At 71.6% G+C, this 18,485-nt stretch carries 16 protein-coding genes; 8 read left to right on the forward strand and 8 right to left on the reverse strand.

Features of this window, described 5'->3' with window-relative positions; genetic code table 11:
* Nucleotides 1-74: 74 nt before the first annotated feature.
* Genes ACFFF6_RS04825 through ACFFF6_RS04835 form a run of 3 tightly spaced genes read right to left on the reverse strand, consistent with a single transcriptional unit; the run spans nt 75 to nt 3,185 of the window.
* Complete coding sequence (locus tag ACFFF6_RS04825; protein ID WP_376978725.1) at nt 75-941, reverse strand: carbohydrate ABC transporter permease; 867 nt, start codon at nt 939-941, stop codon at nt 75-77.
* Nucleotides 938-1,879, reverse strand: a complete 942-nt coding sequence (locus ACFFF6_RS04830; protein ID WP_376978727.1) for a carbohydrate ABC transporter permease — start codon at nt 1,877-1,879, stop codon at nt 938-940. The genes ACFFF6_RS04825 and ACFFF6_RS04830 overlap by 4 nt, the downstream gene beginning before the upstream one ends.
* A gap of 37 nt (nt 1,880-1,916) precedes the next feature.
* Entirely contained in the window at nt 1,917-3,185 is a 1,269-nt protein-coding gene (locus ACFFF6_RS04835; protein WP_376978729.1) for an ABC transporter substrate-binding protein, read from the reverse strand.
* Between the two features lie 315 nt (nt 3,186-3,500).
* On the opposite strand from ACFFF6_RS04835, the gene ACFFF6_RS04840 reads away from it, so the two are divergent.
* Nucleotides 3,501-4,706 carry an ROK family protein gene (locus ACFFF6_RS04840; protein ID WP_376978731.1) on the forward strand — a complete coding sequence of 402 codons (1,206 nt, stop codon included), beginning with the start codon at nt 3,501-3,503 and terminating at the stop codon, nt 4,704-4,706.
* A 40-nt stretch (nt 4,707-4,746) separates the two neighbouring features.
* On the opposite strand, the gene ACFFF6_RS04845 is transcribed toward ACFFF6_RS04840, so the two are convergent.
* From ACFFF6_RS04845 to ACFFF6_RS04855, 3 genes are read right to left on the reverse strand one after another with little or no spacing between them, the layout of a single operon-like run.
* Entirely contained in the window at nt 4,747-5,493 is a 747-nt protein-coding gene (locus tag ACFFF6_RS04845) for a FadR/GntR family transcriptional regulator (RefSeq protein ID WP_376978733.1), read from the reverse strand.
* Nucleotides 5,490-6,467: a dihydrodipicolinate synthase family protein gene (locus ACFFF6_RS04850; protein WP_376978734.1), complete on the reverse strand. Its 978-nt coding sequence runs from the start codon at nt 6,465-6,467 to the stop codon at nt 5,490-5,492. The genes ACFFF6_RS04845 and ACFFF6_RS04850 overlap by 4 nt, the downstream gene beginning before the upstream one ends.
* Nucleotides 6,464-7,711 carry an exo-alpha-sialidase gene (locus tag ACFFF6_RS04855; protein ID WP_376978735.1) on the reverse strand — a complete coding sequence of 416 codons (1,248 nt, stop codon included), beginning with the start codon at nt 7,709-7,711 and terminating at the stop codon, nt 6,464-6,466. The genes ACFFF6_RS04850 and ACFFF6_RS04855 overlap by 4 nt, the downstream gene beginning before the upstream one ends.
* Nucleotides 7,712-7,959: 248 nt before the next feature.
* Here ACFFF6_RS04855 and ACFFF6_RS04860 point away from each other — a divergent pair, with 248 nt between their 5' ends.
* From ACFFF6_RS04860 to ACFFF6_RS04875, 4 genes are read left to right on the forward strand one after another with little or no spacing between them, the layout of a single operon-like run.
* A complete protein-coding gene (locus tag ACFFF6_RS04860) occupies nt 7,960-9,579 on the forward strand; it encodes an extracellular solute-binding protein (RefSeq protein WP_376978737.1) in 1,620 nt (539 codons plus the stop codon).
* Nucleotides 9,580-9,584: 5 nt separating this feature from the next.
* Nucleotides 9,585-10,574, forward strand: a complete 990-nt coding sequence (locus ACFFF6_RS04865; RefSeq protein WP_376978738.1) for an ABC transporter permease — start codon at nt 9,585-9,587, stop codon at nt 10,572-10,574.
* A 10-nt stretch (nt 10,575-10,584) separates the two neighbouring features.
* Nucleotides 10,585-11,460 (forward strand): carbohydrate ABC transporter permease, encoded by an 876-nt coding sequence (locus ACFFF6_RS04870; protein WP_446680629.1) that lies wholly within the window; start codon nt 10,585-10,587, stop codon nt 11,458-11,460.
* Nucleotides 11,461-11,466: 6 nt separating this feature from the next.
* Nucleotides 11,467-12,735, forward strand: a complete 1,269-nt coding sequence (locus tag ACFFF6_RS04875; RefSeq protein WP_376978742.1) for a sialidase family protein — start codon at nt 11,467-11,469, stop codon at nt 12,733-12,735.
* Nucleotides 12,736-12,868: 133 nt separating this feature from the next.
* On the opposite strand, the gene ACFFF6_RS04880 is transcribed toward ACFFF6_RS04875, so the two are convergent.
* A complete protein-coding gene (locus ACFFF6_RS04880) occupies nt 12,869-13,393 on the reverse strand; it encodes an HNH endonuclease (protein ID WP_376978744.1) in 525 nt (174 codons plus the stop codon).
* 49 nt (nt 13,394-13,442) lie between these two features.
* On the reverse strand, nt 13,443-14,663 hold the full coding sequence (locus tag ACFFF6_RS04885) for an RtcB family protein (RefSeq protein ID WP_376978746.1): 1,221 nt from the start codon (nt 14,661-14,663) through the stop codon (nt 13,443-13,445).
* Nucleotides 14,664-15,591: 928 nt separating this feature from the next.
* Here ACFFF6_RS04885 and ACFFF6_RS04890 point away from each other — a divergent pair.
* The 3 genes from ACFFF6_RS04890 to ACFFF6_RS04900 all read left to right on the forward strand — a co-directional run bounded on the left by ACFFF6_RS04890 (nt 15,592) and on the right by ACFFF6_RS04900 (nt 18,475).
* Entirely contained in the window at nt 15,592-16,527 is a 936-nt protein-coding gene (locus tag ACFFF6_RS04890) for a hypothetical protein (RefSeq protein WP_376978748.1), read from the forward strand.
* 266 nt (nt 16,528-16,793) lie between these two features.
* Complete coding sequence (locus ACFFF6_RS04895) at nt 16,794-17,486, forward strand: hypothetical protein (protein ID WP_376978750.1); 693 nt, start codon at nt 16,794-16,796, stop codon at nt 17,484-17,486.
* A 47-nt stretch (nt 17,487-17,533) separates the two neighbouring features.
* Complete coding sequence (locus ACFFF6_RS04900) at nt 17,534-18,475, forward strand: glycerophosphodiester phosphodiesterase family protein (protein ID WP_376978751.1); 942 nt, start codon at nt 17,534-17,536, stop codon at nt 18,473-18,475.
* Nucleotides 18,476-18,485 lie beyond the last annotated feature (10 nt).

Below are 18,485 nucleotides of genomic sequence, written 5' to 3' on the forward strand. Positions count from 1 at the left end.
GGGATCGAGGCTGGGCGGGGATGGTGCGTCGGGCCGGGCGGCGTGCGCCCGGCCCGACGCGAGGAGGGGTCAGCTCACTTCACGGCGCCCTGCGTGAGGCCGGAGATCACCCAGCGCTGCGCGAACAGGTAGACGATGATGGCCGGGGCCATCGCCATCAGGTAGCTCGCGAAGGACACGTTGTAGTTGTTGCTGAACTGGTCCTGGAACATCGACTGCAGCACCGGGAGGGTCTGCAGCTCGGGGTTCGAGATGATCAGGCTGGGCATCATGAAGTCGTTCCAGGACTGCAGGAAGGCGAAGATGCCGACCGTCGCGGCCATCGGGCCCAGCAGCGGGAAGATCAGCCTCCAGAACACCTGCCAGGTGGTCGCGCCGTCCATGCGCATCGACTCCTCGAGCTCGAGAGGGATCGAGCGCAGGAAGGCGGTGAACAGCATGGTGTTGAAGGCGAGGGCGAACACGATGTGCAGGATCGCGACGCCTGCGGGGTTGTCCAGCCCCAGCATGCCGGTCAGCTGCACCTGCGGCAGGGCGACGACGGGGAAGGGGATGAACATGGCGGCCAGGAGGTAGAAGAACGACCAGCGGAACAGGCGGCGGTGCCAGTTGCGGACGATCGCGTAGGCGGCGAGCGCGGAGATGACGATCTCCCCGACCACGGACACGAATGTGATCATGCCGCTGATCGCGAGGGCGCGGGGGAAGTCCGTGAGGCTCCAGGCCTCGGCGAAGGCCTCGCCGGAGAACGGAGCCGGCAGGGTGAACGCCCGGCCGTCGACGGCCTGCGCGGTCGTCTTCAGCGACATGTTGACGGCCACGAAGAGCGGGATCGCGACGGAGAGTCCGCAGACCAGCAGGATGATGGTCGCCGGGATGTTGAAACGCTCGCGAGAGGCCTTGGGCGGGATGCGCCCCGAGGACGCGGAGATGGTGCTCATGATCCGAAGCTCGCTTTCCCGCGGGTGAGGCGAAGTTGGAGGACTGCGATGACGATGCTGATGATGAAGAACACGGCGGCGTTGGCCATCTGGTAGCCGAAGTCGCCGCCCTCGAAGCCGCGGATGATCGACATCGCGACCGTGCGCGTCGCCACGCCCGGGCCGCCGTCGGTCAGGCCGACGACGATGTCGTAGGCGTTGAGGTAGCCCTTGAAGCCGAGGATCGTGTTGATGACGACGTAGCCGGACACGAGGGGCAGCGTGATGTGCCACAGCTTGCCGGCGGGCGACGCTCCGTCGATCGAGGCGGCCTCGTAGACGTCTTCCGGGACGGTGACCAGGCCCGCGATGTAGATGAGCAGCGCCGGCGGGATCGTCGACCAGGCGTGCACGATGACCAGGGCGATCCAGGCGAGGTTCTCGTTGGCGAGGATCGACTCGGACAGCACGTCGATGCCCAGGGACTGCGCGATCGCGGGCACGGTGTTCGAGAAGAGGAACTTGAAGACGTAGGCGATGATGATGCCGGAGATGACCATCGGGAGCACGAAGACGGTGCGCAGGGTCCGCTGCAGGCGGATCTTCGCGGTCAGGCCCAGGGCGAGGAAGAAGGCGATCGCGTTGGTGACGATGACCGTGACCAGGGCGAAGCCGAGCGTGAAGGCGTAGGCGCTGACGATGCCCTCGTCGCGGAAGGCCGCGATGTAGTTCCGGACCCCGATGAACCGCCACTCGCCGAAGCCGATGGAGTTCGTGAAGGAGTAGCCGAAGCCCAGCACGGCGGGCAGCGTGATCGCAAGGCTGAAGACGATCAGCGCCGGGAACAGGAAGAGGTAGTAGACCGGGTCGGTGCGGCGGGAGCGCGGGGACTCCTTGGCCGGGGCGGGGCGGGGCGGAGGCGCGCTCGCCCGTGAAGCGGTGGATGTCGACTCTGACATGGCGGGATCCTTGGTCGGTTCGGAGAGGGTCACGTGCTCAGGAGCGGAACGCGATGCTCGCCCATTCGCGGTCGAGGCGGGCCAGCATCGTCTCCGGCTTCTCGCCGAACACGATCGCCTGCAGGTAGTTCGCCCACGGGATGGTGAAGGGGATGAACTGCGAGGCGCCCATGTAGAAGCGGCTCTCGTCGTAGTACTTCTGCATCTCCACGATCCGGGGGTCGGTCGCGGGCGGCGCGTCCTTCGTCGTGCCGAGGTACAGGAAGTCCTGGTTGTAGGTGTCCTGGACTTCGGGGCGCATGAAGAACTTCACCAGCTCCCGGGCACCCTCCTGCTGATCGGCCGATCGCGGGATCCACAGCGCGAGGTCGATGTTCACGCGGATCTTGAGGTCCGCGGGGTCCTCGGTCACGGGCAGCGGGAACATGCCCATCTCGACGCCGGTCTCCGCCTTGGCGATCTCCGGCAGCGCCCAGGGGCCCTGCAGCAGCATGGCGGCCTTGCCCTGCGCCATCGCCGTGTTGCCCTCGTTGTAGGTGCGGGCGGGGGCGTCCTCCTGGTGGAAGGGGAGCAGCTCGAGCATGCGGGCGATCGGCTCGGCCCACGCCTTCGAGAAGGAGTCCTCCGAGTCCGGACCCACGTCCTCACCGATCTCGGTCATGGTCTCGAAGGTGGCGCGGACATCGGTCATGCCGCCGACGGTGTAATCGAACATGCCCTGGTTCAGGGTCCACGGATCGGCGAAGGTGCCGTAGATGGGCGTGACCCCGGCGTCCTGGAGCGCAGCGCACAGCTCGGTGAACTCGGTCCAGGTCGTCGGGATGGAGAGCCCGTGCTCGTCGAAGATCCCGCGGTTGTAGATCACCGCGGCGCTCGCCACGGACCAGGGCAGGACGCTGGTCTCCCCGGGGAAGGGCGGGTACCAGTCGGCGAGCTCGTTGATGTCGTCGCGGATCCGGGACGCCTCCTCCATGTCGGAGAGGTCCGAGAGGCCCCCGCGCTCGCGGAACCTCGACATCTCGAGGTTGTAGTTCTGCAGCGCGACGTCCGGCGGGTTGCGGCGCGCGAACCCGGCCGAGAGGTTGGAGGCGACGTCGTGGACGAAGTTGTAGTTCGGCTGCTCGGCCCGGAGCTCGCCGAGGAGCATCTGGACGTGGTCGAAGATCTCGCGTTTGGACTGGTAGAACGTCACGCTCGGGCGGCCCGATCCGCAGCCGGCGAGGCTGGTCGCGGCGAGGGCCCCGCCGGCGGCGAGCAGGCCTCGCCTGCTCAGCTGCCGCCGGGAGAGGGAAGTAGGTGACACCATCGTCTCCTTCGAAGGGGTGAGGCGGCGCTCGGGCCGGGTTCTCTGCGGATGGGCGCGGACGCCCGGGGCGGGAGGCCGAGGACGGCAGGGGCGTCGAGGCGAGGAGGATCCCTCGCGCCGCGAGCCCCGGACGGCATCGGCCGAGGGACTGCCAGCTTAGGTGGAAGCCGTGATCCCCGGGGCCGGACGGGATCGCCGTGCCGGATCGGGGGAGCGGGGTGGGAACCGGGTGGCGATCACCCGGAACCAGAAGATTTAGACAGTAGATTTAAGATCTGCAGAAAGTATGGGTCCCTCCTCCGGTACTGTCAAGGCATGCCCCAGAGCACGGCTCGCTCCCCCCGGCTGCTGCGCCGCATCAACAGCGGCGAGCTGCTGCGGTTCGCGCTGGCCAACGGGGATTTCACGGCGGCTGAGGCGATGGCCGCGACTGGACTGACCAGGGCCACCGTCCTCGGGGTGTGCGGGGACCTCGTCGACGCCGGGTGGCTCGAGGAGATCGCCGATTCGCGCGCCGCCGGGATCTCCAGTCGCGGCCGCCCCGCCCGCCGCTACCGGCTGCGACCCTCCGCCGGCGTCGTGCTCGGCATCGACGCGGGGGAGAGCCGCTTCGACGCGATCCTCGCCGACCTGCGCGGACAGGAGCTCGCGGCGGAGCATCGTCGCGCCGACCCCGCCCAGCTCGACCGCGACGGACGCGTCGCCCTGGTCCGCGAGCTCGCCGCCGCGGTCCTCGCCGCCGCCGGCCGCGAGAGCGCGGAGCTGCTCATCACCGTGATCGGCGTCCCCGCTCCCGTCGATGCCGAAGGCCGCTCGCCCGACGACGACGGCGCCTTCTGGCAGGTCATGAATGCCGGCTTCCAGGACGGCCTCGACGGACTGGTCATCCTCGAGAACGATGCCAACCTCGCCGCCCTCGCCGAGCAGGCCGAGCGCCCCCGCCGCAACGTCGCCACCCTCCTGACCGGGGAGCGCTTCGGGGCCGGGCTCATCGTCGACGGGCGCCTGCTGCGCGGCGGCCGGGGCGGGGCCGGCGAGATGCGCTTCCTCGACGTCCTCGTGCGCGAGGACCCCGATGCCGGAGCGGTCGACGGCCTCGGTGCCCTCGCCCGGCGCTGGGCGCGCGGGGAGCTCGCGCGCACCGACATCCCCTCCTGCCTGCGCGACCTCGCCCCCGGCGAGCTCGACGCGGAGGCGGTGTTCGCGGCCGCTGCCGCTGGGGACGCCCTGGCCGAGGGGATCCTGCGCCGCCTGGGCCGTCGCCTCGCCCACGTCGCCGTGATCCTGGAGAGCGTCCTCGACGTCGAGGAGATCGTGATCGCCGGGGGGATCGCCGCGGGCATCGGCCCGGTCCTGGGCCATGCGCGCAGCACCCTCGAGGCCGACTTCTACCCGCCCTTCCCCGAGCTCCGCGCGAGCCGGCTGGGCCGCGACGTGATCGCCCGCGGCGGCATCGCCCTCGCCCTCGCCCGGATCCGCGAGGAGCCGCTCAGCATCCTCCCCGCCGGCGTCGCGGCCTGAGCCGCCACGGCGGTGCCCGGCGGTCCGAGGCGTCCGGGGCTCAGGGCCCCGGCGCCTCGGCGGGGCCGTGATCCGCGCGGGATATGCGGATGCGGATCCCGTCGAAGTGCTCGCGCATCCGCCACCGGTACTGGTCCGCGTCGCCGCGCTCGAGGGCGGCGAGAAGGCCCGCATGCCAGGCGCAGGCCTCCGCCGGGGTGTAGTGCGGCCCCGGCAGCTCCGCGTCGATCAGGTGGAACGTGTTCCAGAAGACCTCGAGCAGCTCGAGGATCAGCGTGTTGCCCAGCGGCCGGTACAGCGCTCCGTGGAAGGCGAGGTCCTCGTCCGGGAAGTACTCGCCCGCTGCGGCCTTCGCCTCCATCTGCCCGACGATCCCGCGCAGCTCCTCCGTCCCGTGGGCCAGATGCGTGCGCACCACGTCGGAGGCCATCCCCACCTCGAGCGCCTCGCGCAGCTGCAGCAGATCCCCGACCTCCCGCAGATCCGTGCCGATCGAGCGGCGCAGCCGGAAGGACAGGAAGTCCTGCAGCGGGCTCAGCGGGAGGGAGCCCGCATAGGTGCCGTGCCCGTGCCGGATCTCCACGAAGCCCAGCGCCTGGAGGGCCTTCATCGCCTCCCGCAGAGGGTTCCGGCTCGTTCCCAGCAGCGCCATCAGCTCGCTCTCCGTGGGCAGGATGTCCCCCGGGTGCAGCTGCCGCGACAGGATCAGCTGCTTGATCGCGTCCTGAAGGCGCTCCTGGTTGCTGCGCGGGCGACCGGGCGGGTCCGCGGCGGGCGAGGCGTTCATGGGCCCACTGTACGAGCCGCGCGCGCCGATCCTGCCGCCGCGCCCGCGGGGCCGTGGGCGGCGAGCACCGCGGCGACCGCCGCGCGGTCGGCCTCCCCCAGCAGCACTGATGGCACCGCGCAGCGGTCCTCGGCGATCACCCCCAGCAGCCGGCACGCCGCCTTGAAGGCCCCCAGCGCCCGGGAGCTGCCGCCCATCGGCGCCTGCGGGGCGATGTCGACGATGCCGAACAGGGCGGTCAGCCGCGCCTGGAGCGCATCGGCCCCGGGGTCCCCGGCACGGGCCAGGCGCAGCAGCTCGACATAGCCGCCCGGATCCACGTTCCCGAGGCCCGGGACGAGGCCGTCCGCCCCCGCCCGGATCGCCGCGGCCGCGGCGGTCTCGGAACCGGAGAGGACCCGCAGCGCGGAGAGCCCCCGCGCGGACCGGCCCGCGAGCAGGGAGAGCAGGTGCCCCTGATCGGGCGAGGAGTCCTTCACGCCCGCGATCACGCCCTCGGCGGCGAGGTCCAGCAGCAGCGGAACCGGGATCGACATGCCGTTCACCCGCGGCGGGTTCTCGTAGGCCAGCAGCGGCACGTCCCCGATCGCCTCGGCGATGCGGCGGAAGTGCTCGCCGATCTCGAGCGGGCCCGTCTCCGCGAAGAAAGGGGCCGTCGCGACCGCGGCATCGGCGCCGAGCGGCAGCAGCAGGCGGGCCTGCTCGATCGCGCGCGCCGTCGCCGTGTCGCTGATGCCCACGAGGACCGGCACGCGCCCGTCGACGTGCCGGACGGTCGCGGTGACCACGGCGACGCGCTGGGCGTCGGTGAGGAAGCCGAACTCCCCGCTGGTGCCGAGCAGGAACACGCCGTCGACGCCGTGGTCCAGCAGATGGTCCAGGAGGCGGCGCAGCGAGGCCTCGTCGACCTCGCCGCCGGGGTCCAGGGGGGTGAGGACGGGGATGATGACCCCGGTTCCGAGGGATGCGCTCATGCGGTCTGCTCCTTGCCGTGGTGGGGTGCGCCGCCCGGGCCCGCCCCGAGGTGCGCCGCGGCGGCCGCCGCGATCGTGGTCAGCGGCACGCGCAGCAGCGCGATGCGCTCGTGCGTGCGCTCGTCCCCGCATTCGACCAGGACCAGCAGGTCGGGGCCGTCCAGGGCGAGATCCGAGTAGCCCGCCGGTCCGGCCAGGAGCAGGCCGAGCTCCGTGCATCGTCCGTGGGCGATCGCGAACAGGGTCAGGTCCGTCCGGGACCCGGCGCGGGCCGGCGAGGTGAGCAGGGCCTCGACGCCCTCCAGCCCCGGAGTCGCGACCAGGCCGCACTGGATGCGCGGCCCGGGGAATCCCGAGAGCGGGGCGAACAGCGGGCCGGCTCGGAGCGGGGCGTGGGAGGGGAGGCGGTCGAGGGAGCCGATGATCCGCCGGGAGGCATCCCCGCGCTCCTCGTTGCGGCAGGTCACGAGCAGCCGGTCCGTCCCGCCCTCCCCGGGCAGCAGCGAGAGCGACGACTCGTTCGGCCCGCGAGCACCGGCGACGTCCTCGGTTATCCAGCCGATCCTCCAGCTGTGGCCGTCGTCGTCGCTGACCAGACCGTGCGCGGCATAGCGGCCGTCGGGCCGGGAGTGGTTCGCGGCGATGACCAGCGTGCCGTCCTCCCGGCGGACGCCGTGGCCCGGGCCGGTCGCGTACCAGCCCCAGGCGGGATCCTTCACCGCGGCGGTGATCTCCGAGGTCGCACCGATCCGGCAGAGGTCGGGGCCCAGGCGCGTGACATGGACGCGACGGCCCTCGGCCTCGGGGACCGCCCGGGCGCGGATCTCCTCCTCGTGAGCTGATGCGGCGTTCGAGGTGGTCAGCAGGAGGATGCTCCCATCGGCCGCCTCCACGGGGGCGGGGTTCCCCATCGTCCGCCCCGCGGCCTGCGCGAGGATCGTGGGCCCGGACCAGCCCCGGGACTCCTCGGGGGTCGATGCCGGAGGCGCGGGGATCCCGGGGGCCTGCGCGGCCATCCTCGCCGCGGCTGTGCCGGGAGGCAGGCTGCGGCCGACGACGTGGATCTCCCCGGTGTCGCCGGGGCCGTCGCGCCGGGCCTCGGCGAAGGCCAGGACCTGTCCGTCCGTGCAGCGCAGCAGGGCCGGGATGCGCACGGCGGCGGCGCCGACGTCCGCGGGGGTGAGCACCGTGCTGCACCGGATCCCGGGCAGCGGCGTGGAGGGGGCAGAGGGCCTGGAACTCATGGGACGTACTATGTCACGGTGCCCTCCTGTCAGCAAGAGATACTGGTTCCGGTGGTGTCGATCCTGGTCCATTAGAGGCCGTGACCTGCGATGAAAGGCGGATATTGAGGGGCGGGGGCGGCGTGGGGGTGTGAATGAGTGCCATGGTGCGGCGGTTCACGGTGGGGGTTGTCGGGCAGGACATCCCATGTCATAGTGTCCGCATCCGTCGACGACGACGGCTCAGACCCGACGAGGGGAGCAACCCCATGGTCCACATCTCCCGCCGCGAGGCTGTCCTCGGCGCCGCCGCCCTGGGCGCCGGCGCCGCCCTCAGCGCCTGCAGCGGCCCCGGCGACGGCTCGGGGCAGACCGCAGGCGGTGACCTCGCCCTGCCGACGTACACGCCGTTCGACGGCGCCCCGCCGGACTGGCCCGGCGACGACGTCCTCCTGGACGGCTACCGCACCTACCCCGCGGATCCGATCGTCGGCGTCGAGGAGCCGCCCGGCGACGGCGAGCCCGTCTCCTTCATCACCAACATCCCCGGGGCGATCCCGCCGCAGATGGCCGACAACCCGTTCTGGCAGGCCATGAACACCGCCATCGGCTCCGAGCTGCGCATCGAGATGGCGCCGAACGCGGACTACGAGACGAAGTTCCAGACCCGGATCGCCAGCGGTGACCTGCCCGACATGATCAACATCCCCGTGACGACCCCGGACCTGCCCGGGCTGCTCTCGGCGACGTGCATGGACCTGACCGAGCACCTGTCCGGCGACGCGGTCTCCGCGTACCCGTACCTCGCGAACCTGGGACCCGAGTACTGGCGCGGCTGCGTCGCGGACGGCGCGATCTACGGCGTCCCCGTGCCCCGGCTGTTCTCCCGCAACTTCGTCGTCCTCACCCGACGGGACCTGCTGCAGGCGCGCGGGGTCGATCCCGATGTGCAGGTGACGACGTGGGATGAGTTCGTGGACCTGTGCCGGGAGCTGACCCGCCCGGCGGAGAACACGTGGGCGCTCACACGCGTGCCCGCGAACATCGCCCACATGGCCGCCGGCATCCCGAACGGCTGGCACCGCGCCGAGGACGGCTCCTTCACCCACTACATCGAGCACGAGAACATGACCGCGAGCCTCGAGGCGCAGGCACAGCTGTTCGAGGCGGGCGTGCTGAACCCGGACTCCTTCGTCGCGAACGCCTCGACCCGGAAGGAATGGTTCTCCGGCGGCTCCGCCGCGATGGACTACGACTCCTTCATCGCCTGGACGCAGTACGAGTCGGAGAACCTCGGCACCCCCGACTTCTCCGTCGGCGGGATCGTCGCCCCCTCCTATCAGGGGGCGGAGCCCGTGCAATGGCTGGGCGGCGCGCTCAACAACATCACCGGGTTCTCCGCGGACTCCTCCCATTCCGCGGAGACCCTGCTGGGCATCGCCAACTATCTCGCCGCCCCCTTCGGCACCGCCGAGTACCTCCTGAAGAAGTACGGGGTCCGCGGCGAGCAGCACGAGCTGGACGGCACCGATCCGATCCCCACCTCCCGCGGGGTGCAGGAGGTCGGCATCGGCCTGCAGTACATCTGCGATGCCCCGACCGCCTACTACTTCCCGGGCGACCCCGGTGTCCCGGAGCGGCAGCATGCGGTGCAGGAGCGCATGAAGGACGTGCTGTCGAAGGACGACGGCTACGGCCTGTACTCCGCGACCCGCGACCAGAAGGCCGCGGAGATCGAGACGCCCGTCTGGGACGCGATGAACGAGATGGTGCAGGGGCGACGCTCCCTCTCCGAGTACCCCGACGTCGTCGCGACCTGGCGCGAGAACGGCGGCGCCCGGATCGCGGAGGAGCTCGCCGAGGCGCATGAGGCATCGGGGCTCGCGTGAGCGCGATGACGAGCCTCGACGAGGACCGGGCGAGGACCCGGTCCGCTGCGGGCGGGGACGAGGCGCGTCCCCGCCCGACCTTCTGGCAGAAGGTATGGCGCGACCGCCTGCTGCTGCTGTTCGCGCTGCCCGGCTTCCTCGTGCTGATGATCTACCACTACCTGCCGGTGCTCGGGAACGTCATCGCCTTCAAGAACTACCGGCCCTACCGCGGGGTGTGGGGCAGCGACTGGGTGGGGCTGGAGAACTTCCGGGTCATCTACGAGGGCGACCCCGCCTTCGTGAACGCGCTCGTGAACACCCTCATCCTCACCCTGCTGCAGGCGGTGCTCGTCTTCCCCGCCCCCGTGGTCCTCGCGCTGCTGCTGAACTCCCTGCTCAGCGAGCGGATCAAGCGCATCGTCCAGTCGATCCTGTACCTGCCGCACTTCCTGTCCTGGGTGGTGGTCGTCGCCCTGTTCCAGCAGCTGCTGGGCGGGGCGGGGCTGCTGAACAACGTGCTGCGCTCCCACGGCATCGAGGCGCTCGGCATCATCGGCAACCCCGAGCTCTTCCGGCCGCTGCTGCTGGCCCAGGTGCTGTGGAAGGACACCGGCTGGGCGACCATCATCTTCCTCGCCGCGCTCGCCGCCATCAGCTCCGATCTGTACGAGGCCGCCGCCGTCGACGGCGCCGGCCGCTGGAGACAGCTCCTCCACGTGACCCTGCCGGGCATGAAGGGCGTGGTCATCCTGCTGTTCATCCTGCAGCTGGGCACGTCGCTGAGCGTCGGCTTCGAGCAGATCCTCCTGCAGCAGCAGGCAGTCGGGCTCGCGAGATCCGAGGTGCTGGACACCTATGTCTACAACCGCGGCGTGATCGGCGGGAACTGGGGCATGGCGACCGCCGTGGGCCTGGTCAAGAGCGTGGTCGGCGTGGTCCTCGTCCTCGGGGCCAACAAGCTCGCCCACATGATCGGAGAGGCAGGCGTGTATGCGTCCCCGACGAAGAAGTAGACGGTCCGTGCTGGTCCACGGTCAGCCCGCGCCGGGCATGGGGGAGAGCGCGGTGAAGATCCTCGTGCTGGGCGTGCTGTGCGCTCTCGTGATCCTGCCGTTCGTCTCGGTCATCTCGACCTCGATCGCGCCGCGCGAGCAGATCAGCCGCGCCGGCGGGCTGGTGCTGCTGCCCCGCGGCATCGATCTGACGGCCTATCAGGCACTCTTCAGCGGCGGCGTGGTCACGCGCGCGCTGCTGGTGAGCGTCGGGGTGACCGTCGTGGGCACGGCGCTGAGCCTGTTCGTCTCGTGCCTGCTCGCCTACGCCACGAGCCGCCCGCATTTCGTGCTCGGCAGGCCCATCCTGCTGATCGTGCTCATCGGCATGCTGTTCTCCCCGGGTATCATCCCCGTCTATCTCATGGTGAAGCAGACCGGCCTGCTGAACAGCCTCTGGTCCCTCATCATCCCGACGATGGTCAGCGGCTTCAACGTGATCGTGCTGCGCTCGTTCTTCCAGAACATCCCCGACGAGCTCACCGAATCCGCGACCATCGACGGCGCCGGGGAATGGACCGTGTTCTCCCGCATCGTGATGCCGCTGTCGAAGGCCGTGCTCGCGGTGATCGGCCTGTTCTACGCCGTCGGCTACTGGAACTCGTTCTTCACCGCGCTCCTCTACATCGACGACGCCGCGAAATGGCCGATGCAGCTCGTGCTGCGCACCTACGTCGTCGGCGACACCGCGATGGGCCAGGCGGATCTCGCGACCGAGTTCCTGCCTCCGCAGTCCTCGCTCCAGATGGCGATCCTCGTGGTCTCCATGGTCCCGATCCTCCTCGTCTACCCGTTCCTGCAGAAGCACTTCGCCCAGGGCGTCCTCACCGGCGCCGTGAAGGGATGATCCGTCATGACCCCCTCGACCTCCTCCGCGTCCTCCTCCTTCTCCTCGTTCTCCTCGCTCTCCGCCCGTGTTCTCGCGGCCGGGGCGGTGCTCGCCGTGGCCCTGCCGCTCGCGGGCCCCGCATCGGCCGATGAGGGGACCTCCGGGGACTGGCCCGCGCACACCGACGGCGTGACCGTCTTCGACAAGGGCGAGGACGGCTTCGAGTGCTTCCGGATCCCCGCGATCGTCCGTGCACCGGACGGCAGCCTGCTCGCCTTCGCCGAGGCGCGCCGCGGCAGCGAGTCCGCCGGATACTGCTACGACGACGGCTCGATCGACCTCGTCATGCGCCGCAGCACCGACGGCGGCTGGTCATGGTCGCACTCGCAGACGATCCTCGCCGGCGACCCGTGGGGGCGCGACGTGGGCGCCACCCGCGGCAACCCCGTGCCCATCGTCCTCACCCAGGGCGAGCACGCCGGACGGATCGTCCTGCTGAGCACCTGGAACGTCGAGGGCTCCCGGGCCGAGCGCCGCCCCTTCGTCCAGTACAGCGACGATTCCGGGCGGACCTGGTCGGAGGCGGCGGACCTCACCGACTCCGTGAAGCCGGGCTTCCCCGAGCAGGGCTGGTACGCGACCGGGCCCCAGCACGGCATCGAGCTCACCCACGGACCGCATCGGGGTCGCCTCGTCGCCGGAGTCAACTACCTGAACACCGCGCAGTCCGACCGCTCCCAGGGCGGGCTGATCCACAGCGACGACGGGGGCGTGACCTGGCAGGCCGGGGCGAGCGCGCCCATGCCGGCCGATGCCGATCACTTCTCCGAGGTCGCGGTCGCGGAGACCGCGGACGGAGGGCTGTACGCGATCGGCCGCAGCCGCAAGGGTCCCAAGAGCGTCGAGACCCGCGAGTTCTCCCGTGCCGTCGCCCGCAGCACCGACGGCGGGGAGACCTTCGAGGAGAAGACCTTCGCCTATCAGAGCGACCTGCTGACCACCCCGGAGGTGCAGGGCTCGGTGCTCTCGGCCGTGCAGCCCGGTCGTCCGGCCACGGACACGCTCGTGTACGCCGCGCCCCAGCACGGCACGCTGCGCAAGAACCTGGGCGTGTTCGTCTCGACCGATGCCGGGGACAGCTGGGCCCGCACCGACACGCTGACCCTGAACCGCTCCGGCTACTCCGACATGGTCATGCTCGATGCCGACTCCGTCGGAGTGCTCTACGAGACGGGCCTCGAGTCCGGCGATGCCCGCGACCGGATCGTCTTCCAGGCTTCCGACCTGCGGTGACGTTCGCATCGGCGGGTGGGGTGCGGTGTGGATGCGGTGGCGCCCGGGAACCGGAGCCGGGAGCTCGGCCCACGGGCGTGCATCGCTTGCCGCGCGGGAGGGACGTCGAGCCCGGCCCGCCTCCGGATCACCGTCAGCCCGCGAGGGGGAGCGTCTCGACGTGTCCGCCGACCCGGTAGGCGAGCGCCGGGTCGTAGGGCTCGAAGCGCAGCGGCATGCCGGCCTCCTCGGGGGTGCGATCGGCTTTGCGGTTGTTGCACTCCTTGCAGGCGCTGACCAGGTTCAGCCAGGACGACTCCCCGCCGCGGGAGACCGGCTGGATGTGGTCGACAGTCGCCAGCAGCGCCTCGCGGGCGGGGCTCTTGGAGACGCTGTGACCGCAGTAGGCGCAGGTCCAGTGATCCCGTTCGTGCACGGCCCGGTAGGAGAAGCCGACCGAACGGCTGCCGGCGCCCTCGACCCAGGCGCCGGACAGCTCGCGGGTCAGCTCGAGGGCCGTGGGCACGATCCGGTCCTCCGCGGCGAGCATCAGCTCGACGGGGTCCGCGACGCCGCGGCGGATCATGCCGAAGGCGTGGCGGACCGTCGTGGTGTGCAGCAGCTCTCCGATCCCCGTCGCGGGGTCGTATCCCTTGTTGAAGACCTTCACGATCCCCATGTCGGGGCCTCCTCTCCTCCTGCTCTCCCGCGGTCCGGCCTCCGGCCCGCTATCCCTTCACACACAGCACCGTCTGCAGGTGGGCGATGGGTTCCACCAGATCGCTCTGGTACCGCATCACCGCATGCAGGTCCTTGTACGCGCCGGGGATCTCGTCGATCACCCCGGTGTCCTTGCGGCACTCGACGCCCTCGGTCTGGGCGAGGAGGTCCTCGCGGGTGAACGAGCGCCTCGCCGCGGTCCGGCTCATCCGGCGCCCGGCGCCGTGGGAGGCCGAGCAGAACGAGTCCGGGTTCGCGAGACCCCGCACGATGTACGAGCCCACGCCCATCGACCCGGGGATCAGGGCGAGACCGCCCTCGCGCGTGGAGATCGCGCCCTTGCGGGTGACGATCATGTGCTCGCCGTCGATCTGCTCGATCGAGATGTAGTTGTGGTGGCAGTTGATGGGCAGGTCGAAGGCGACCTCCCGACCCCGCGCGGCCCAATGCCGTGCGACCTCCGCTCGCAGCAGGCCGATCATGATCGCGCGCGAGCGGGCCGCGTACTCCTGCGCCCAGTGCACGTCGCGCACGTAGTCGTCCATGCCGGGCGTGTCCGCGAGGAAGACGGCGAGGTCGCGGTCGGCGAGGTGCCGGTTGTGCTCGAGCCCCCGGGCACGGGCGATGTGCACCTCCGCGATCTCCTTGCCGATGTTCCGCGACCCCGAGTGCAGGGTGATCCACACCCGGGAGTCGCGGGCATCCACGCACAGCTCCGCGAAGTGGTTGCCGCCGCCCATCGTCCCCAGCTGGCGGCGGGCCTTCGCCTCGCGGCCGAGGACCTTCTCGGGCAGAGCCGCGAAGCCGTCCCAGAACCGGTCGGTCCCGGCACGCACGCCCAGCTGCGTGAGCATGCCGTCACCGATCGGGGCGGAGTGCTCGTGGAAGCCCACGGGGATCGCGGCCTCGATCGCGGAGCGGAGGGCGTGCAGATCCTCGAGATCGTCGTCGACGAGGTCGGTGCGCAGCGCGGCGACGCCGCAGCCGATGTCGACGCCGACCGCCGCGGGGGAGACGGCGCCGCGCATCGCGATCACCGAGCCGACGGTCGCGCCCTTGCCGAGGTGGCAGTCGGGCATGACCCGCAGGCCATGGACCCAGGGGAGGTCTGCGATGGTGCGCAGCTGCTGGAGCGCGGCAGGTTCGACCTCCTGCTCGGGCAGCCACATCCTCACGGGGGCAGCGGTACCGGGCAGGGTCGTCGGGAGGTTCGCCGATGCGGCGGTCATGTCTCTCGCCTCCTTCCAGGCGGTCGCGCCGTCAGGCGCGTCCTGTCGGCGGAGGGGTGCTCGCCGCGTCGCCGCCCGGAGGGGGCGGCGCGACGGGAGCAGGTGCGGGCCGCGGCCCCGACCGGATGGCCGGGGCGCACGACGCGACGGGTGGGCACTCTCCGCAGGACCGTGCGGGCACGGTCGCGGCTCTGGATGTCCCGGTGCCAGGGGACCCGTGGGAGGGGCGGGGGCTGCCCCCGCATCCGGCCTGCGCGAGCGGTCGCAGGGACCGTTCGCGGCGCCGTCCTCCCGTCGGGATCGCGCCCCCGGATCCCCTGCGGACAGGGGGAGGGCGGAGGCCCGCTGCCGAGGGCGATGGGCACAGGTCACGGCCGATGCGGGGCGGCCGTGACGCATGAGGATCAGACGCCGAGCGGGAGGCTCAGAGGTCGGATCGCGAGGGTGCTGCGCTCGGGCGGCGCGGGAGGCGCCTCCGGGCTCGTGCGGGGGCCCGGACCCGCGGGGCGGCGGCGCTGGGAGCGGCCCTGCGGAAGGGGGCGATGCCCCGGCGAGGATGATGTCCGCTCCCATGACGGGATGTTCTGCGACGAATTCGTGAACGACACGGCTCCTCCTTCCGGGAAATGACCTGCGAGCCTCGAGCGGGCCTCCCGTGAACGCAGAAGATCACGGGAAGAAGCCCTCGAACGGGTGTGCTCCTCCAGTATGTCCTGCCCCTCTCCCCAGCGGCAACTGAATTCATCCGGAGTTCCCCGGGCGTTCCGGCGCAGAGCCCGCGGCGCCGCCTGCTCCTGACAGATCTCCAGCGTGACCTGCTGCTCCACGCGATCGTCGGGTCAGGAAGCTGGTCCTCCCCATCCCGAGTTATCCCCAATCCGAGCGCGGGCCTCGCCCCGCGCACGTCCCGGGGAAGACGCTGGACCGCATGACGACGAAGACCACGCACAGGAACATCCCTCCCTCGGCCCGGATCGCTCCGGAGCCGAGGGACCATCCGGACGGGACGGCCTCGGCGGGCGATCTCGCGCAGCTCCGGATCGACCCCTCCACCGGCGAGCTCACCCTGGACCGGCCCCTCGCCCCGCGATGCTGCGCCGACCTCGCCGGGGCTCTCCTCCTCCGGGACGATCCGATGCCCCGTGTGGGTTCGGAGCCGGCCCCGGACCTCGACGAGGCCCTCGTCCAGGCTCCCCGGAACCGCTATGTGCAACGGGCCGCCCGCGCGCTGCGGCACATCGGGGAGGGGCGCCCCTACGAGCCCAGCGGCGTGCTCGCCGGGGAGGACCTCGCACGCCTGTGCTCCACGCTGCGGGCCCTGCCGGGGGAGGCACCCTCCGGGGGCGAGGACCCCGGGGCCGAGCCGATCCTTCCGAGGGACGCGAGCGCGCTGCTGCGGGACCTCCTCGACGGAGGCTGGCTGCGCGTCGACGGCGATCGCATCGGCCCCGGGCCGGTCCCCGCGCCGCCGGAGCCGGGAGCGGACCCCATCGGCCATCTCGACGGGGCGCATCGTCTGCTGGTCTCCGCCCTGTTCCTGCTGCACGGCGCGGAGACCGTCCGTCAGCGCCACCCGTCCTCGCAGCTGACCCTCGCGATCCTGCCGATGGCCTGCCGGCCCTGCGGGGTCCGCCTGCGCGACCCCTGGGGAGCGGAGGTGGCCCGTGACCTCTGGGAGGCGCGGGAGGAGTGGCTGGTCCGCGGGGCGCAGGTGCTGCTCGAGGACGTGCTCGAGGACCTGGTCACCCTGCGCGAGATGGGCGTCCTGGACGGGGACGGGCTGCTGTTCACCGGCTCCGCCCCGGTCCGTGCAGCAGTCGCCGAGGTGGCGCAGCAGGTCGGCGCCGAGCAGGACCGGGCCTGAGCACCCGACCTGCGGCGCGGGAGATGAGAGAGGACAGAGAGGACCAGGACATGGGCAGGAAGAAGCAGAGCCGTCGACATCCGGATGCCGGGGCTGCCGGGGCGGTGGGACGACGTGACGCGGTCGGGACCCGAGGCAGGGGCGGCACGGGTGATGCGAGATGCCCCGAGCTCGAGCTCGCCGGCAGGCTGCTGACGCCCGGCTGGGATGCCGGGTGCGCCTCTCCCCCGTCCAGGGCCGAGGTGCGGGACGAGGGCGGGAGCGCGGTGCAGCACGCCGCGGTGGGCTATGTGCGCCGCGCGGTGCTGGTGCTCGAGCACATCGGCCGCGGCCGAGCCCTCGACCTCGACGGCGGTGTCGACACCGCGGATCTGCGGGCCCTGGCCTCGGTGTTCGCAGCAGGGACGACCGGGCCGTCGCGGGGATGCTCCCGCGCCGAACAGGTCGAGCGGGTCATCCACGACCTGTGCGCGGGTGGGTGGCTGGTCTGCGAGGAGACGAGGCTGCGGCCCGGCGACACCGCGGCTCCCTACGTGGAGGCCGAGATCGACCCCGGCGCGTTCGCCCACTTCGCCGAGTCGCTGCTGATGGCCCGTCTGGCGATGCAGCGCCGGGATCTCACGACCGGCTCCTGGCACCCTCCGAGCATCATCGCCTTCCGCCTGGTCCTGTGCGCGAGCCGCGGCGACGGCCTGGTGCTGCGCGGTCCCGACGATCTCGCCGTGAGAAAGCAGCTGGAGGCGATCGAGGACCCGGTCACCGCATGGAACGCCCGTCTCCTCATGGACGGCGTCCTGGACGAGCTGCGGGTGCTGCGGGAGGACGGCCTCGTGGGCGGCGACGGGCCGCGCCTGACGGCTCCGAAGGCGGTCGCCTCGGCTCTCCTCGCCCTCGAGCGGCTCGTCCGCGCGGACGAGCGAGGGGGTCCGGTGCCGCCGGGCGGGGCCCCGGTCTGGTAGACAGGTCCAGGATCCGCCGCGACGGAAGGACGGGAATGGGCACGGTCATGAGCACTTCGGCGAGCGCCGCCGTCGCCGGACCCCTTCCCTCACGCGACCCTCTCGTGGTCGGCAGGCCGGAGCATGCCGGGACCAACGCGCTGCTGAACGCGCATCTCGCGCGCCGGGGCCCGCTCGTGATCGCGCACCGCGGCACCGGGATCGCCAGCATCGTCGAGAACACGCGCGCCGCGGCTCGCGCCTCCCTCGCCTCGGGAGCGGACGTCGTCGAGATCGACCTGACCGAATCGGCCGACGGCGCGTGGTTCGCCTTCCACGACGGCGAGGAGCCGCGGCTCCTGGGCATCTCCGAGAACCTCCGTCTCCTCACCGCGGCGCAGATCCGGGAGCTCGAGTACGTGCACGTCGCCCGCCCGGGCCGCACGGCACGGGTCGAGGGCCTGCTCGAGGTGCTCGTCTCCCTCGCACCGACGCCCGGAGCCGACCTCGCTCCGCTCGTGAACCTGGACCGGTCCTGGACCGCGTGGCCGCGACTGCTGCCCGCCCTCGACGAGTTGGGCATGACGGGCCAGATCCTGCTGAAGTCCCCGGCACCGCTGCGCGAGCAGCTCGACGTCCTGCGTGCGCACCCCGTCAAGCATCCCTATCTGCCGATCTGCCGCAGTCCCCAGGAGGTCGAGGAGATCACCCGCGACCGGGATCTGAACGTCGTCGGCGTCGAGCTGCTGACCCCGACCCTGGACCATCCCTTCGCCGACCCCGCCTACATCGCGGCTCTGCACGCCCGCGGCCTGTGCGTCCTCCTCAACGCCGAGCGCTTGGCGAACGACAAGCGGCTCTTCGGCGACCATGACGACGAGCTGGCAGTCCTCTGCGGGCCCGAGCAGGGGTGGGGGCCGCTGCTCGACCTGGGAGCCGACCTCGTCCAGACCGACTGGCCGTGGCTGCTCAGCGCCTTCCGCGACGGGCGCCGCCGCCCCGGGCGCTGAGGCAAGGAGG

It is taken from the genome of Brachybacterium hainanense, assembly GCF_042434575.1.
In the GTDB taxonomy this organism is placed as follows: domain Bacteria; phylum Actinomycetota; class Actinomycetes; order Actinomycetales; family Dermabacteraceae; genus Brachybacterium; species Brachybacterium hainanense.

What these genes read in the sequence shown, in the direction of transcription:
- ACFFF6_RS04900 (WP_376978751.1), top strand. Translation starts at nt 17,534, where the DNA reads ATGAGCACTTCGGCGAGCGCCGCCGTCGCCGGACCCCTTCCCTCACGC.
- ACFFF6_RS04835 (WP_376978729.1), bottom strand. Translation starts at nt 3,185, where the DNA reads ATGGTGTCACCTACTTCCCTCTCCCGGCGGCAGCTGAGCAGGCGAGGC.
- ACFFF6_RS04825 (WP_376978725.1), bottom strand. Translation starts at nt 941, where the DNA reads ATGAGCACCATCTCCGCGTCCTCGGGGCGCATCCCGCCCAAGGCCTCT.
- ACFFF6_RS04885 (WP_376978746.1), bottom strand. Translation starts at nt 14,663, where the DNA reads ATGACCGCCGCATCGGCGAACCTCCCGACGACCCTGCCCGGTACCGCT.
- ACFFF6_RS04840 (WP_376978731.1), top strand. Translation starts at nt 3,501, where the DNA reads ATGCCCCAGAGCACGGCTCGCTCCCCCCGGCTGCTGCGCCGCATCAAC.
- ACFFF6_RS04875 (WP_376978742.1), top strand. Translation starts at nt 11,467, where the DNA reads ATGACCCCCTCGACCTCCTCCGCGTCCTCCTCCTTCTCCTCGTTCTCC.
- ACFFF6_RS04855 (WP_376978735.1), bottom strand. Translation starts at nt 7,711, where the DNA reads ATGAGTTCCAGGCCCTCTGCCCCCTCCACGCCGCTGCCCGGGATCCGG.
- ACFFF6_RS04850 (WP_376978734.1), bottom strand. Translation starts at nt 6,467, where the DNA reads ATGAGCGCATCCCTCGGAACCGGGGTCATCATCCCCGTCCTCACCCCC.
- ACFFF6_RS04845 (WP_376978733.1), bottom strand. Translation starts at nt 5,493, where the DNA reads ATGAACGCCTCGCCCGCCGCGGACCCGCCCGGTCGCCCGCGCAGCAAC.
- ACFFF6_RS04865 (WP_376978738.1), top strand. Translation starts at nt 9,585, where the DNA reads ATGACGAGCCTCGACGAGGACCGGGCGAGGACCCGGTCCGCTGCGGGC.
- ACFFF6_RS04890 (WP_376978748.1), top strand. Translation starts at nt 15,592, where the DNA reads ATGACGACGAAGACCACGCACAGGAACATCCCTCCCTCGGCCCGGATC.
- ACFFF6_RS04860 (WP_376978737.1), top strand. Translation starts at nt 7,960, where the DNA reads ATGGTCCACATCTCCCGCCGCGAGGCTGTCCTCGGCGCCGCCGCCCTG.
- ACFFF6_RS04830 (WP_376978727.1), bottom strand. Translation starts at nt 1,879, where the DNA reads ATGTCAGAGTCGACATCCACCGCTTCACGGGCGAGCGCGCCTCCGCCC.
- ACFFF6_RS04880 (WP_376978744.1), bottom strand. Translation starts at nt 13,393, where the DNA reads ATGGGGATCGTGAAGGTCTTCAACAAGGGATACGACCCCGCGACGGGG.